Annotated in this window: 15 protein-coding genes; 11 read left to right on the top strand and 4 right to left on the bottom strand. The window is 43.6% G+C overall.

Annotated features, from left to right (window positions below):
* Positions 1–52: 52 nt before the first annotated feature.
* The 6 genes from hemA (at position 53) to kdsA (ending at position 6,331) form a co-directional block, all read left to right on the top strand.
* Positions 53–1,327: a glutamyl-tRNA reductase gene (hemA, locus tag R1T43_RS13380; protein WP_317349713.1), complete on the top strand. Its 1,275-nt coding sequence runs from the start codon at positions 53–55 to the stop codon at positions 1,325–1,327.
* A gap of 15 nt (positions 1,328–1,342) precedes the next feature.
* Complete coding sequence (prfA, locus tag R1T43_RS13375; protein WP_211069426.1) at positions 1,343–2,428, top strand: peptide chain release factor 1; 1,086 nt, start codon at positions 1,343–1,345, stop codon at positions 2,426–2,428.
* 4 nt (positions 2,429–2,432) lie between these two features.
* Positions 2,433–3,329 (top strand): peptide chain release factor N(5)-glutamine methyltransferase, encoded by an 897-nt coding sequence (gene prmC, locus R1T43_RS13370; RefSeq protein ID WP_317349711.1) that lies wholly within the window; start codon positions 2,433–2,435, stop codon positions 3,327–3,329.
* Positions 3,330–3,427: 98 nt separating this feature from the next.
* Entirely contained in the window at positions 3,428–5,002 is a 1,575-nt protein-coding gene (locus R1T43_RS13365) for a DUF3369 domain-containing protein (RefSeq protein ID WP_317349708.1), read from the top strand.
* A gap of 78 nt (positions 5,003–5,080) precedes the next feature.
* Entirely contained in the window at positions 5,081–5,452 is a 372-nt protein-coding gene (locus R1T43_RS13360; protein WP_317349705.1) for a SirB2 family protein, read from the top strand.
* A 24-nt stretch (positions 5,453–5,476) separates the two neighbouring features.
* Positions 5,477–6,331, top strand: coding sequence for a 3-deoxy-8-phosphooctulonate synthase (gene kdsA / locus R1T43_RS13355; protein ID WP_317349702.1), 855 nt, complete (start codon positions 5,477–5,479; stop codon positions 6,329–6,331).
* A 62-nt stretch (positions 6,332–6,393) separates the two neighbouring features.
* Here the strand turns inward: kdsA and R1T43_RS13350 are convergent, their stop codons facing one another.
* Positions 6,394–6,681: a hypothetical protein gene (locus R1T43_RS13350; protein WP_317349699.1), complete on the bottom strand. Its 288-nt coding sequence runs from the start codon at positions 6,679–6,681 to the stop codon at positions 6,394–6,396.
* 228 nt (positions 6,682–6,909) lie between these two features.
* Between R1T43_RS13350 and R1T43_RS13345 the strand changes: the two genes are divergently transcribed.
* From R1T43_RS13345 to fusA, 5 genes are all read left to right on the top strand, one after another.
* The gene (locus R1T43_RS13345) at positions 6,910–7,803 is read left to right on the top strand and encodes a transcriptional regulator GcvA (protein WP_317349696.1); all 894 of its coding nucleotides are present in this window, start codon (positions 6,910–6,912) and stop codon (positions 7,801–7,803) included.
* A 42-nt stretch (positions 7,804–7,845) separates the two neighbouring features.
* Positions 7,846–8,562: an alpha/beta family hydrolase gene (locus R1T43_RS13340; protein WP_317349693.1), complete on the top strand. Its 717-nt coding sequence runs from the start codon at positions 7,846–7,848 to the stop codon at positions 8,560–8,562.
* 165 nt (positions 8,563–8,727) lie between these two features.
* The gene (locus R1T43_RS13335) at positions 8,728–9,072 is read left to right on the top strand and encodes a DUF423 domain-containing protein (protein ID WP_317355829.1); all 345 of its coding nucleotides are present in this window, start codon (positions 8,728–8,730) and stop codon (positions 9,070–9,072) included.
* Positions 9,065–10,159: a 23S rRNA (cytidine(2498)-2'-O)-methyltransferase RlmM gene (gene rlmM / locus R1T43_RS13330; protein WP_317349690.1), complete on the top strand. Its 1,095-nt coding sequence runs from the start codon at positions 9,065–9,067 to the stop codon at positions 10,157–10,159. The genes R1T43_RS13335 and rlmM overlap by 8 nt, the downstream gene beginning before the upstream one ends.
* A 194-nt stretch (positions 10,160–10,353) precedes the next feature.
* Positions 10,354–12,438, top strand: a complete 2,085-nt coding sequence (gene fusA, locus R1T43_RS13325) for an elongation factor G (protein ID WP_211069417.1) — start codon at positions 10,354–10,356, stop codon at positions 12,436–12,438.
* A 230-nt stretch (positions 12,439–12,668) separates the two neighbouring features.
* On the opposite strand, the gene cynS is transcribed toward fusA, so the two are convergent.
* The 3 genes from cynS to R1T43_RS13310 are packed head-to-tail and all read right to left on the bottom strand — an operon-like array spanning position 12,669 to position 15,860.
* Positions 12,669–13,118, bottom strand: a complete 450-nt coding sequence (gene cynS, locus R1T43_RS13320; protein WP_211069416.1) for a cyanase — start codon at positions 13,116–13,118, stop codon at positions 12,669–12,671.
* A 40-nt stretch (positions 13,119–13,158) separates the two neighbouring features.
* The gene (locus R1T43_RS13315) at positions 13,159–14,967 is read right to left on the bottom strand and encodes a bifunctional protein-serine/threonine kinase/phosphatase (protein WP_317349685.1); all 1,809 of its coding nucleotides are present in this window, start codon (positions 14,965–14,967) and stop codon (positions 13,159–13,161) included.
* Between the two features lie 44 nt (positions 14,968–15,011).
* On the bottom strand, positions 15,012–15,860 hold the full coding sequence (locus R1T43_RS13310) for a formate/nitrite transporter family protein (protein WP_317349682.1): 849 nt from the start codon (positions 15,858–15,860) through the stop codon (positions 15,012–15,014).
* Positions 15,861–15,864 lie beyond the last annotated feature (4 nt).

Raw genomic sequence — 15,864 nt, 5'->3', positions numbered from 1 at the left:
CATTTTGGGTTTTTCGTACAATGCGCGTCCGACGTTGCCAGCACAGATTTGAATGACTCTACTCGCCCTTGGTATTAATCACAAAACCGCCCCTGTCGCATTGCGTGAAAAAGTGGCTTTTACACCAGATTCTCTGGTGGAAGCACTTGCGTCATTAAGAAAGGTAGACGGGGTTGATGAGTCGGTGATTGTATCAACGTGCAATCGCACAGAGCTTTATGTGAATACTCAGCATGAAAGTGCTACTGCATTATTAGAGTGGTTATCAAACTTCCACCATGTTGAGGTTGATGAAATTGCCAACAACAGTTATGTGCTTGCTGCAGATGACGCGGTTAAACATATTATGCGGGTGGCAAGTGGCTTAGATTCCCTCATTCTTGGCGAGCCACAGATATTAGGGCAAGTTAAGCAAGCCTTTGGCGATGCCAAACACTCAGGTATGATTAATACCGAGTTTGATAAGCTGTTCCAGCACACTTTCTCTGTTGCCAAACGTGTACGTAGCGAAACTGAAATTGGTGCAAATGCGGTTAGTGTGGCTTATGCCGCAGTGCAATTGGCCAAGCATATATTTGCTGAGCTACCTAAGCGCTCGGTTTTGTTGGTGGGTGCGGGTGAAACTATCGAATTAGTGGCTCAGCATTTAAAAGAGCAAGGGGTAAGTTGCTTAGCGGTGGCCAACCGAACTATTTCACGTGCTGAAGCGTTGGCTGAAACCTTGGATGCCAGCGTATTTACGCTGTCTCAAGTACCGGAACATTTAAAAGATTTCGATATAGTTATTAGCTCTACCGCTAGTCAGCTACCCTTAATAGGCAAGGGTATGGTAGAGAAAGCGTTGAAACAGCGCAGAAATATGCCAATGTTTTTAGTTGATTTAGCGGTTCCTCGAGATATTGAAGCCCAAGTGAATGAATTGGGTGATGCTTATTTATATACCGTAGATGATTTACAGCACATCGTTCAAAAGAATTTACAAAATCGTGAGCAAGCGGCTCTTGAAGCTGAAAAGCTAATTGAAAAGCAAGCTGGCGATTATATGAGCTGGAAGCAGTCTCAACAATCTATCGATTTAGTTAGGCAATATCGTCAAAAGGGCATGGAACAGCGTGACGACGTAGTAGAGAAAGCATTGGCACAGTTAACTGAAGGCAAAGATGCTGAAACGGTGCTTAGTGAAATGGCCTACAAGCTAACCAATACATTGCTGCACCCCACAACCCTGGCACTTAGAGAAGCTGCCATGCATGATGACCCGGCGCTGAGCCGGTGGTTGGGGCAAGCACTATCGTTATCTGACACTACGTCAGATATCAAAAAATAAGGTAAACATAAAAATATGAAAGACTCGGTTGTCAGAAAACTCGAAAACTTGGTGGAACGCTTCGAAGAAGTGCAGGCCTTATTAGGCGACCCACAAGTAATCGGCAATCAAGATAAGTTTCGTAATTTGTCAAAAGAGTTTAGCCAGCTAGAAAGCGTAGTTGCAGGCTTTAATGCATACCAACAAGCGCAAGAAAATCTTGATTCAGCGAATGAGATGCTCAAAGAAGATGACGCAGAAATGCGTGAAATGGCGCAAGAAGAATTAAAAATTGCGAAAGCAGATATTGAACGCCTAGAAACTGAGCTTCAAGTTTTATTGTTACCTAAAGATCCTAACGATGACAGCAACTGCTTCCTAGAAGTACGTGCCGGAGCCGGTGGTGATGAAGCAGCAATATTTGCAGGCGATTTATTCCGTATGTACAGCCGTTATGCTGAAACCAAAGGTTGGCGCGTCGAGCTAGTAAACGCTAACGAAGGTGAGCACGGCGGTTATAAAGAAGTTGTCGCGAATATTAGTGGTGACGGCGTTTACGGTATTTTGAAATTTGAATCTGGTGGTCACCGCGTTCAGCGTGTACCGGATACAGAATCTCAAGGTCGTATACATACTTCTGCGTGTACAGTAGCGGTATTACCTGAAATTCCAGAATCAGAAGCCATTGATATTAACCCAGCAGACCTTCGCATCGATACCTTTAGAGCATCGGGTGCCGGTGGTCAGCACGTTAACAAAACCGACTCTGCTATTCGAATTACTCACTTACCGTCAGGGTTAGTGGTTGAATGTCAGGATGAGCGTTCGCAACATAAAAACCGTGCGAAAGCCATGTCGGTATTGCAAGCTCGATTGAATAACATTGAAGAAGAAAAACGAGCGGCAGAAGAAGCATCTACCCGTAAGAGCCTAGTTGGAAGTGGTGATCGCTCAGAGCGAATTCGTACCTATAATTTCCCGCAAGGCCGCGTAACCGACCACCGCATCAACCTAACCATTTACCGTTTAGATGAAGTGATAGAAGGTGATTTGAAGCAGCTTCTTGACCCTATTATGCAAGAGCATCAAGCTGACTTATTAGCCTCGTTGTCAGACGAATAATACCATGCGTATAGACGCAGCATTAGCGTGGGCGGTAGCCGAGTTACATGAAGGCGAATCGCCAGCGGTTGATGCCAAAGTGCTGTTAAGCCATGTATTAGATAAACCTCAAGTTTACCTATTTACATGGCCAGACAAAACCTTAAGCGTTGACGAGTTATCCCGCTTTAAAACGTTAGTAACTAAACGCGCACAAGGTATGCCAGTAGCTTACCTAACCGGTAGCCGTGACTTTTGGACTTTACGTTTAGCAACCTCGCCCCATACCCTTATTCCTCGACCCGATACAGAAGTATTGGTAGAGCAGGCCCTTGCTTGTATCGCGTCAGCTGAATTTGCCAATACGCGTTTAAATAATAAGCACGCAGGCCCTGGGTTAGAAAATAACAAGCTAGCCATTTGTGATTTAGGCACAGGCACGGGGGCGATTGCCCTGGCACTGGCCTCTGAGTTACCCCATGCAAATGTCACAGGTGTAGATTTACTGCATGAAGCTGTTCAACTCTCCACGCACAATGCAGCGCTTAATAGCATTACTAATGCACAGTTTAAGCAAAGTAGTTGGTTCGATAATTTAACGGGCGAAAGATTTCACGTTATTGTTTCCAATCCACCCTATATAGAAACATCCAGCCCTTTTCTTCAACAGGGGGATGTTCGTTTTGAACCAGCATCAGCGCTTACCTCGGGCGCCGATGGGCTTGATGATATAAAGCATATTGTTGCACTTGCACCCATGCATTTATTTAAAGGCGGTTTACTGGCTTTCGAGCATGGTTTTGACCAAGCAAAGGCAGTTAGCGACCTGTTAAAGGCTCAAGGCTTTGTAAACGTTCATACCGAAAAAGATTATGGTGGAAACGATCGAGTCACTTACGGTTACCTATCTACAACACGTTAAGAATTTGTCACTTCTATTTTGTTACTTCCATATGAGACTTGCTAAAAATACGTATTGCATTAGTATTTTAAAAGCATTTTGGGACCAGGAAGTTATAGATGAGTGACGATTTATTTTTCATCGAAGAAGATGACGATGATGTAGTAGAAGAGTTGGGCACATGGAAAATTCTTATTGTTGATGATGAACCCGAAGTTCATGCGATCACCAAATTGGCTCTCAATGACTTTTTCTTAAACGGTAAAACCCTTGAATTCATTAGTGCGTACAGTGGCGATGAAGCAAAACGTTGCTTTAGAGAACATGATGATATTGCGGTGGTTTTACTCGATGTAGTGATGGAAAGTGACGATGCGGGCTTGCTGGTAGCTGATTATGTTCGCAACGAACTAGACAATCATTTTACCCGTATTATTCTTCGTACCGGTCAGCCAGGGCAAGCGCCTGAAAAAGATGTCATTATTAATTACGACATTAATGACTATAAATCTAAAACAGAACTTACCGCACAAAAGCTATTCACCGTTATCATTGCCGCACTGCGTTCTTATCGCGATATTATCGTGATTGAAGAGAGCCGAGCTGGCTTGGAAAAAATTATTGATGCGTCTGTAGACTTATTTTCATCTAGTTCGCTCGAAAAATTTATGCAAGGCATTATTCAACAACTCGCGTCAATTTTGGGTTGTTCGCAAGATGCGGCCTATATTACTACTGCGGTAGCTGCTACATCCGATGCGTCACAAAACTCTACCAAAGCGCTAGATCTTAACGAACTTTACGTATTTGCGGGCAACGGTGAGTATTCAGATAAAGAAGGTGTTTTGTTAAAAGACGCCGTGTCGCCTGAACAATATGAACTGTGCAAGCGCGCGATGCGCGACCGTGAAATTGTATACGCAGAAGACCACGTGGTGGCGTACTGCAACAGCAAAACCCAAAACGGCGCTTTGCTCTATTTATCTGGTTTGCCACGACGCATTGGAGATAATGACAAGCACTTAGTTAGACGTTTTTCAAACAGTGTTCAGCTAGCATTTGACAATGTACTTAAAACCATTGAAGTGGAAAGTACCCAAAGAGAAATTATTGAACGCTTAGGCAAAGCCATGGAGCATGAAGGGCAGGGCAGTAATCATATTGCGCGAATGAGTGCCATGGCAGAGGTGATGGGCTGTGGCATAGGCATGAATGAAAATGATGTGCGGTTACTTAAGCATGCAATACCGCTTCATGACGTTGGTAACTCTCGGGTACCTGTTGCCATTTTGCGTAAAACGCAGCCATTAACCGAAGATGATGTCTTTGCTATTCGTCAACATGCTGAATTCGGCTATCAAATTTTAAAAGATTCATCTAGGCCCACCATCCAGTTAGCCGCAACATTGGCAAGACAACATCATGAACGATGGGATGGCAAAGGCTATCCTGAAAACCTTGAAGGGCAAGCTATTTTGTTACAAAGTCGCATAGCAACCTTGCTAGATGTGTTTGATGCATTACTCAATACGCGTCCTTATAAGACGGCGTGGCCAATAGACAAGGTCGAAAAAGTGCTCATAGAAGAAAAGGGGCGACATTTCGACCCTCAGTTAGTTGATTACTTGGTGAACCACATTGAAAGATTCATCGCCATACAACATCAATACCCTGACATTCCTGAATATGTTTAACTTAGTCGAATGCCTGTAAATAACGTACAATAATAAACAATTACATAATCAAAGCTTAAGAACGACAGGAATTATTGTATGTATATGATGGCGAAACATCTGCATTTGACGGCAGTAGGATTAAGTATTTTACTGTTTGTTTTTCGCTTTATTTGGTCACAATTCGACGCCACCATTTTAGCCAAAAAGTGGGTTAAAATTGTGCCTCATATTGTTGATACTGTTTTATTAGCGAGTGCAATTTGGCTATGCGTTATTTTGTCTCAATATCCCATTGTAAATGCATGGCTTACATTTAAATTAGCGGGCGTAATTGCTTACATCGTACTCGGTTTATTTGCGCTTAAAAAGGCAAAAACACCTTTAGGACGTTGGACGTTCTTTATTGCCGCGCTGATTGTACTAATGACAACTGCGATGGTGGCAGTAACCAAACAACCCTTATTCTAGAAATTAACGGATAACGAATTAATTATGTCTGAATCTCAACAGATCATTCGTGTTGGCGATGTAGAAGTGGCCAATAACTTACCTTTCGTACTTTTTGGTGGAATGAATGTATTAGAGTCTCGAGATCTTGCCATGCGCATTGCCGAGCATTATGTTGAAGTGACCCAGAAATTGGGTATTCCTTATGTGTTCAAAGCCTCATTTGATAAAGCTAACCGTTCATCGGTAACGTCTTACCGTGGCCCTGGTATGGAAGAGGGCCTGCGCATATTCGAAGAAATTAAAGCAACGTTTAATGTGCCATTAATTACCGATGTACATGAACCTCATCAAGCCGCCCCGGTTGCTGAAGTGGTTGATGTGATTCAGCTGCCGGCTTTTCTAGCACGCCAAACTGATTTGGTGGTTGCAATGGCTAAAACGGGCAGTGTTATTAATGTGAAGAAGCCGCAATTCTTAGCACCTCATGAAATGCGTCATATCATTACTAAATTAGGTGAAGCGGGTAACGATAAAGTTATTTTATGTGAACGAGGCAGTAGCTTTGGCTACAACAACCTTGTGGTTGATATGCTGGGCATGGATGCAATGAAGTCCTACGCACCAGTAATTTTCGATGCTACCCACGCTTTACAAATGCCAGGTGGTAGGGCGACATCTGCCGATGGCCGTCGTGCTCAAGCGGCACAACTTGCAAGAAGTGGTATGGCATTAGGCCTAGCGGGTTTATTTATTGAAGCGCATCCGAATCCGGATGAAGCAAAGTGTGATGGTCCATGTGCGTTGCCTTTGGCGAAACTTGAGCCATATTTAGCGCAAATGAAAGCGTTAGATAAATTGGTGAAAGGGTTTGAGCCGTTAGATACCAGTAATACCTAGGCCAAGTCTGATGGCGAATGCCGGTGTGATGCACCGGCACGCGTATCAGGTGTGGACACTTACTATTCGCTTTCAGCGACTATTACAGTAGTCTCTTTGTTATTTTCTTTCGCCATGGCAAGCAAATTTTTATGTAACGCGATTTGCGTTTCTTCTGCCAGTAATGCAGTTGACTGTTTCTTAACACTAATGTGAGCGTCGTTTTCAGGCAATACGTCTGCCATGTTTACGCTGGTCATTGCAGTAGTAATTAATGATTGAAGATTAATCTTTTCTGGTTGAACGTTAGCATTCGCAGCAGCGCTTGCAAAAGCCATTACAGATACACTAGCTAGTAATAATTTTTTCATTTTCACACCTAATAAAAATAATTTAAAAATATGTTTCCATTTGTTAAATTGCTTAACAAGTAGGCTTTGTAAAGAGTTGATATTCGTACCTCTTTTCAAAGTTCGCGCAAATAGTAGCCAAAATTAGTGCAAAAATAAAACGAGTAAAAGTATGGGTTGTCATTAGTAAAACTAATGCAAACACTGCTACTATAGTATGAGTAGGTCACACAGGGTTTATTTCTAAACATGCATCGACGTCTTCCCCCTCTAAATGCTTTAAAAGCCTTTGAAGCGGCCGCCCGACATTTAAGTTTCACTAAAGCGGCGGATGAGCTTTTTGTTACGCAAGCAGCGGTAAGTCATCAAATTAAAGCGCTTGAAGAATTCTTATCGATGAAGTTATTCATTCGTCGTAACAGAACCCTGCTGTTAACCGAGGAAGGCCAAGCCTATTTTCTTGAGTTGAAGGACATCTTTAAAAACTTACAAGAAGCCACGGAAAGGTTACTGGCAAGAGGCAGCAAAGGCGCCATCACTGTTGCTATGCCGCCGAGTTTTGCCAGTCAGTGGTTGGTGCCTCGAATCAGTCAATTTAGCGTGGCGCAACCTGACATAGACGTCAGAATTAAAGCGGTAGATTTTGATGAAGGCTTTCTGGACGACGATGTCGATGTTGCGATTTACTACGGAAAAGGCCGCTGGAGTGGGTTACAGGCCGACAAACTGCACCGCGAATTTCTCACCCCCTTGTGTTCTCCTATGCTTTTTAATGGGCCTAAGCCGTTAACAAGCTTGGCAGATTTGCGTCATCATGTGCTGCTTCATGACTTAAGTCGCGCAGCATGGAAAAACTGGCTTAAATATGTGGGTGTATCGGGTGTGAATGTAAACCAAGGTCCGGTTTTCAGTCATTCCATGTTGGTATTGCAAGCCGCGGCATTGGGGCAGGGCATTGCATTAGGTAACACGGTGCTTGCGCGTCCAGAGTTAGATGCTGGTCGATTAATTATGCCATTTGAAGAGAAAGTAGAAAGCCGTGATGCTTTTTACTTGGTGTGCGAAGAATCCCAAGCTGAGTTAGGTAAGATTGCCGCGTTCAGAGAGTGGATCTTAGGCTTGGTAGAAGAAGAGCAAGAGTAATGAATTTCAAAAATAGAAATAATTCAGATAATGAGTGCGGTGATGTTTGATTTTGAAATTCACTCTGTGAATTCAGCAGACGTAAATGCGAAAGATAGTAGTACAGAAGGCGCTGGCGTGAGAGCTGTAAGTACAAGCGACAAAACTGCAACGCCAATAGCCCGCCTTATTCTTGCGCACGGCGCGGGTGCGGGTAAGCACCATGATTTTATGCAAGCAATGGCTTCGCAGTTAACTAGTCAAAATATTGAAGTGGTACTATTTAACTTTCCCTATATGCAAACCATGATGGAAACGGGGAAGCGTAGACCGCCTGATAAAGCAGAAAAGTTACTTGCACATTTTAATGCGCTCATTAACGAAGTGGCTAACACCCAAGCTAGTGTACCTACCTTTATTGGTGGAAAATCTATGGGCGGTAGAATGGCAACCATGTTGCTTGATGATGCTGAATCAATAATAGGCGCTATAGCATTCGGTTATCCATTTCATCCACCAGGGAAGCCAGAAAAACTCAGAACCGCTCATTTAGAAACGCTTAGTAAGCCGCTGCTTATACTGCAAGGCGAGCGTGATACCTTTGGAACGAAAGATGAGGTGAGTGCCTATTCTTTATCTAGTGCTATTGCGGTTTCCTATTTAGCTGACGGCGATCACAGTTTTAAACCTAGAAAGCAAAGTGGCTTTACGTTAGAGACCCATATAGAATGCGCGGCTAAATCGACCGCTGATTTTATAAAGGCACGCGTAAATACATAATGAATTACCAATTACCTTCGGTTTTACTCTCACTCAATGTCATGGGTAGCAGCTTTGAATAAGCCAATAGATAACGCAGGAGCTGTTAACAAGGGGCTAAACGATAGCCAAAGCCTAAATAAAATCTGGCTTTGCGCTGGCATTCTTTTGGCGGCTACCGCGGTAATGCTAGGGGCTTTTGGTGCACATGGGCTAAAGGCAATATTAGCACCAACCGCATTATCTACATTTGAAATTGGGGTTCGCTACCAGATGTATCATGGTTTAGCCATAGTCGCGCTTCCCGCATTATCAGCATACGTTTCGTCTAAATGGCTTAACGCGGTAGCGGCACTTTATGTGATTGGCTGTGCGCTGTTCAGTGGTAGTTTGTATTTATTAGCGATAACCGGTAACGGGTTATTTGGCCCCATTACGCCTTTGGGCGGCCTATGTTTTATTATCGGGTGGATAGCATTGGCCATCGCCGTTCTGAATGGAAAGATCAGTAAGGAAAAATCTAATGACTAGCATTTTGGCTTATTGTCGCCCCGGCTATGAAAACGACACCGCTAATGAACTGGCTACCCGTTATGGCGAAAAAGAATTCTTTGGTTATCCTGTATCAAAATCGAACACGGGCTTTGTACATTACCATTTGTACGATAAAACAAGCTTGGGCAACGCCCTTTCGTTATTTGCAGTGAGTGAGTCTATATTCCCCCGCCAATTGATTGGGGTGTTCGCTACCCTGAATAACATAGAAAAAGACGATAGAGTAGGGCAAGTGCTCGAGGCGCTAGAAGATGTATCGCTAGAAGAACTCACTGGCGCACATGGCGTATTCGGCGCTATCGACGTTGAATACCCAGATACGGAAGATGGCAAAACCCTTGCGAAATTTTGTAGGAAGTTTACCGTTCCTCTTCGTCAGGCATTAAGAAAGAAGGGCTGGTTATCGCCTAAGGAAAACGATACTAAACCTAAACTGCATGTTTTCTTTGAATCTTTTGAAACCTGCTATATAGGTTATAGTCTTGCTGGCTACCGCTCTAATGACCATTTGGGCATTTGCCGATTAAAGTTCCCTTCTGACTCGCCAAGTCGTTCGACCCTTAAATTGGAAGACGCGTTGGTGAACATGCTAAGTGCCGAAGAACAACGATTGGTGTTAAGAGCCGGTGGCAGAGCTGTAGATTTAGGGGCCTGCCCAGGCGGGTGGACTTATCAATTGGTGAAACGTGAAATGTACGTAGAAGCGATTGATAATGGTGCCATTGCCGAGAGTTTAATGAGCACAGGGCTTGTTGAACATCATGCTGCAGACGGGTTTACATACAGACCACAATTTGGTCGTGTAGATTTACTTGTGTGTGATATGATAGAGCAACCCGATCGGGTAGCAAAGCTGATGGGTGACTGGTTGGTAAAACATTGGGCCACTCACGCAGTGTTTAATTTAAAGCTACCCATGAAACGACGATATGAAACCGTAATCGAGGCCATGTCGACGTTAATGACCAGATTGGATGCGTTAGACGATGCATTCACTGTCAAGGTAAGACATCTCTATCATGACAGAGATGAAGTTACAGTAACGATTGTACGCACTTCGTAAAACGAGGTGTGTTTTTGTTATTTTTAATAAAATATTCATATTGCTTATGCTATTGATATTTAAATAAAAAATTAATGGTGGCTCGGTTTTCCACAAACATTTTCAGAGTTTGTGCTAAATAAAGGTATATCTCTTGTACAGAAATCCTTTATAATCCGGCCGTTTTTTTACGCTGAATCAATGAAAGTGAACTAATGTCAGACTTATCCCATTACAGAAACATTGGTATTTTCGCCCACGTAGACGCGGGTAAAACTACCACTACAGAACGTATTTTGAAGCTTACTGGTCAAATCCATAAAACCGGTGAAGTACACGACGGTGAGTCAACTACTGACTTCATGGAACAAGAAGCTGAGCGTGGTATTACTATCCAGTCGGCAGCAGTAAGCTGTTTCTGGAAAGATCACCGCTTCAACGTTATCGATACTCCTGGACACGTTGACTTCACAGTTGAAGTTTACCGTTCATTAAAAGTATTAGACGGCGGTATCGGTGTATTCTGTGGTTCTGGTGGTGTTGAACCGCAATCAGAAACTAACTGGCGTTATGCTAACGAATCAGAAGTTGCACGTATTATCTTCGTAAACAAATTAGACCGTATGGGTGCTGATTTTTACCGTGTAACTGAGCAAGTACGTAAAGTACTTGGTGCTGTACCACTAGTTATGACGCTACCAATTGGTATCGAAGATGACTTCGTAGGTGTAGTAGACGTATTGACTAAACAAGCATACGTTTGGGATGACACTGGTCTTCCTGAAAACTACGAAATTAAAGACGTTCCTGCAGACATGGTAGACAAAGTTGATGAATACCATGAAATGCTTATCGAAACTGCTGTAGAGCAAGACGATGACCTAATGGAAGCGTACATGGAAGGTGAAACACCTTCGGTTGAAGACATCAAGCGTTGTATCCGTAAAGGTACACGTGACCTTGCTTTCTTCCCTACATTCTGTGGTTCCGCATTCAAAAACAAAGGTGTTCAACTAGTACTTGACGCTGTTGTTGACTACTTACCATCTCCTACAGAAGTTGATCCTCAGCCTCTTATGGACGAAGAAGGTGTTGAAAACGGTGAACATGCAATCGTATCTGCTGATGAAACGTTTAAAGCGTTAGCATTTAAGATCATGGATGACCGTTTTGGTGCACTAACCTTCGTACGTATTTACTCTGGTAAGTTGAACAAGGGTGACACCATCCTTAACTCGTTTACAGGTAAAACTGAGCGTGTTGGCCGTATGGTTGAGATGCAAGCTGACGAACGTATTGAGTTATCTAGCGCACAAGCGGGTGACATCATTGCAATCGTAGGCATGAAGAACGTACAAACTGGTCACACACTTTGTGATCCGAAAGATCCAGTAACACTTGAGCCAATGGTATTCCCAACTCCAGTAATCTCGATTGCTGTTCAGCCTAAAGATAAAGGCGGAAACGAGAAAATGGGTATCGCTATCGGTAAAATGATTGCAGAAGATCCTTCTTTCCAAGTTGAAACTGATGAAGATTCAGGCGAAACCATCCTTAAAGGTATGGGTGAGCTTCACTTAGACATCAAAGTAGACATTCTTAAGCGTACTTACGGTGTAGACCTTATTGTTGGTCAACCTCAAGTTGCTTACCGTGAAACTATCACTAAAGAAATTGAAGATAGCTACACGCACAAGAAGCAATCTGGTGGTTCTGGTCAGTTCGGTAAAATCGACTACCGCATCAAGCCTGGCGAAGCGAACTCTGGTTTCACGTTCACTTCATCAGTTGTTGGTGGTAACGTACCAAAAGAATTCTGGCCTGCAGTAGAGAAAGGCTTCAAGTCAATGATGGGCGAAGGTGTTCTAGCTGGCTTCCCAGTACTAGACGTTGAAGTTGAACTTTTTGACGGTGGCTTCCACGCAGTGGATTCATCAGCAATCGCGTTCGAAATCGCAGCTAAAGGCGCTTTCCGCCAATCGATCCCTAAAGCGGGTGCACAACTTCTTGAGCCAATCATGAAAGTTGACGTATTCACGCCAGAAGATCACGTTGGTGATGTAATCGGTGACCTTAACCGTCGTCGTGGTATGCTTAGCGACCAAGAAGCTGGTTTAACTGGCGTTCGCATTAAAGCAGACGTTCCGTTATCAGAAATGTTCGGTTACATCGGTTCACTACGTACAATGACATCTGGTCGTGGTCAGTTCTCTATGGAGTTCTCACACTACGCAGCTTGTCCACAAAACGTAGCTGACAAAGTAATGGAAGAAGCTAAAGCACGTAAAGAAGCTAAGTAATTAGCGACTAACTAGGTAGGCATTCATGCTTACCTTAGTGTGAAGCATATAAAAGCCCGTCTGGCATACCAGACGGGCTTTTTTGTTGCTTAACGCTACGCACATTATGCCTGCTTCGCCACGCGGAGCTTCTACACAAAGCGACTAAGTGGGGTACTTCAGGACACTCTTATAAGAAGTGAGTAAAGACCGCTTCAGCCATAACCTATTACCAATAGCACCTTGGCTAATTAATACATCTTGTAAGGTAGGAACTTTCCAGACATCACCACGCTTACACGGTCACCCTTTGGATCGTTCTCACGTTGTAAATCCATCGAGAAATCGATAGCACTCATAATTCCGTCACCAAATTCCTCATGAATAAGTTCTTTTAAGGTAGTGCCATAAACACTAACTAATTCGTACCAGCGATAGATAAGCGGATCGGTAGGTACTTCGGTTGGCAACGAGCCTTTATAGGGCGCAATCTGCAACCACGCAATAGCTTCATCACTCAGTTCAAGCATTTCACCTACGGCCGTTGCCTGAGCTTTAGTCATAGCCATTTGGCCTAAGCAAGCTGCGGTACTCCATTCTTTAGATTGTCCGACAGCTTGGGCAATTTCACTCCATTTAATTCCTTTAGAAATTTTTGAAGACTGGATCATGTCGGTAACTTGAGTTCGATTGGTAATCATTGCATTTCCTTTTTCGAGTGATACGGGTTATTGATATGAGTTAATGATTGCCATAAAGCAGTAAGAATGTCACTACATTACTAATCACTAATAGCAGAGAAAGTCCCTGCCAAAATTTCAGTGGATGACGTTGTATTAATGGCGCAGTTACGCGATTGAGAAAAGCTGGACTAGGGTGGCGAAGATGATAGGTAAATTCAGATAAGCTGGTAAAACGCTTTTCAGGGTTAGGCTGTAACGCCCGTTTTAACGTGTCATCTATCCAAGCTGGAATAGGTCGTCTATCATCAAGTACCGATTGGTATTTAAGTTTATGCTGCGCCGCCACGGTGCGGGTTTTGGCTACCTGTGTTCCATAAGGAAAACGGTTGCTGAGTAAGTAATAGGTAAGTACCGCAAGGGAATAAAGGTCGGATTGATCACAGCCACTGTCACCCAAAAAATATTCTGGAGCAACATAAGCTGCAGTGCCCATAATATCACTCTCATGTTCAAACAGTGCGTCACTAATGCCCGCAACACGAGCCGAGCCTAAATCTATTATTTTACAGTTACCAGATGCTTCAATCATGATATTTTCAGGGCGAATATCTTGATGAAGCAGCCCCTCCCGATGCATAGCCATTAAGCCTTGAGCTACCTGCTCAATAATACTTCTCACTTTTTCTACATCTGGCTTAGGGTTGTCTGTTAGCCACTGGGTTAAGTTTTGCCCTTCAATATATTCGCTAATGGTATACATGCATGAAGGCGGCTGAGTACGGGCAGGTACATTAATCACATGGTTAGATTTAATCCGCCGTGCTAGCCATTCTTCTAACGCAAAGTGTTCTAGGTATTCGCCGTTTTGTGCCAGTTCAGTAGAGGGTATTTTAATAACGACATGGGTTTTGGTATTTTCATCCCACGCCAAGAAAACATGGCTTCTAGCCGATTGGTATAGTTGTCGTTCAATACGATAGCCATCTACTGTCTCTCCTACATTTAACTGCTTAATAATAGGAAGTGACGTTTCATCAACCGCATATTCCGGTGTTACAAATTTGCCATCGCCCACGCTCGCTACCGTTATACACTGGCAGGAAACATTATCATTGCTGTCGTTTTCTAGCGCCAAATCTACCAGGCGTTGCGCGAGAGGTGTGTCACTCTTTTTTACACTAGAACTGTTTTGAAAAGAGCTGTTACGAACAGAAGCGTCATTCTCAGGTGCGTGCACCGTCGATATCAGTGAAGCAAGTGTGAGGGAAGAGACATACTCATACACGCCATCTGTCATTAGAGTAAGGGTATCGCCTGCTTTTAACGGTACCGTAAGGTAATCGATGTCCACATTAGCATGCACGCCCAGTGCGTTAGCGAGGTAAGATTCATGTTTTGAGTGGTTTACCCGATGAGATTGGGTAAGTACTTGTAGCTTTCCATCGGAATACAAACACACTCTGGCATCACCCACATGGAAGATATGCGCCGTATCGCCTTTAACAATAACCGCAGAAAAAGTGCATACGTAACCCTTATCAGGGGTATAGCAAAAAGGGCTTTGCTGGGTTTTGGTATATAAAGTGGCATTGATACTTTGTATAACGGTTTTAGCACTTTGCGCTACCCCCCACGTTTCAGGGGTACAAAAGTATTGTTTAATAAAGTCTTTAATTGCCAAATCACTGGCAATTTGGCTAACCGTACTGCTGCTTATGCCATCGGCAAGCGCAAAGGCAGCCCCTTTTAATGTCAAAGCTGGGCTAGTATTAGCGGGGATAAAAGCATCGCACGCGTCTTGGTTTATAGGCTTAACGCCAGCGCTGCTGCATTCGCTATAGTGAAGTGATAAAGATTGTATCTGCATAAGAAAAAAGCCCGATACAGTGGAAGCGTATCGGGCTTGATAAATTATACGGCAGCGACTTTCGCTGGTGCTTTTTCAGCAACAGGAATTTTACGCTTAGGTGCAGTTTTAACGTGGGTGCTGTAAATCGTTAAACCAGTAAACGCTAAACCGCCAACAAGGTTACCAAGGGCTGTTGGAATTTCGTTCCAAACGAAATAATCCATGATGGAAAATTCACCGCCCATGATAAGACCGAATGGAAATAAGAACATGTTTACCACAGAATGCTCGAAGCCCATGAAGAAGAACAGCATGATAGGCATCCACATGGCCAGCACTTTTCCGCTTACATGTGTAGATATCATAGCGCCAACTACACCTAGTGATACCATCCAGTTACAAAGCATGCCGCGAATAAAGATAGTAAACCAACCTGCGGTGCCATGCTCTGCATAGCCTAATGTTCTTGCTTCACCAATGCTGGCTACTTTAGCAGCGATAGCGCCACCATCGACGTTGTAGCCCATGGTAAAAATAAAAGACATCATAAAGGCAACCGTCAATGCCCCGCCAAAGTTGCCTAAAAAGACTAAACCCCAGTTACGTAAAATTTGTTTAGGAGTAACACCGGGTCGTTTCGCTAAGTACGCAAGAGGCGTGAGTACAAATACACCGGTTAGCAAATCAAACCCCATTAAGTACAACATACAAAAACCGACGGGGAACAATACCGCTCCCAGTAGGAAGATGCCTGTTTGCACTGCAATAGTAATAGCGAATACGGCAGCTAGCGCTAATATTGCACCTGCCATGTAGGCGCGTATAAGTGTGTCGCGAGTAGACATGTAGATTTTAGATTCACCGGCATCTACCATTTTCGTGGCAAACTCGGCGGGAAGTAAATAAGCCATAATT

The sequence above is a fragment of the Alteromonas sp. CI.11.F.A3 genome (genome assembly GCF_032925565.1).
In the GTDB taxonomy this organism is placed as follows: domain Bacteria; phylum Pseudomonadota; class Gammaproteobacteria; order Enterobacterales; family Alteromonadaceae; genus Alteromonas.
Note: the sequence above shows the minus strand (reverse complement) of the source record. Positions and strands in the feature narration are given on the sequence as shown.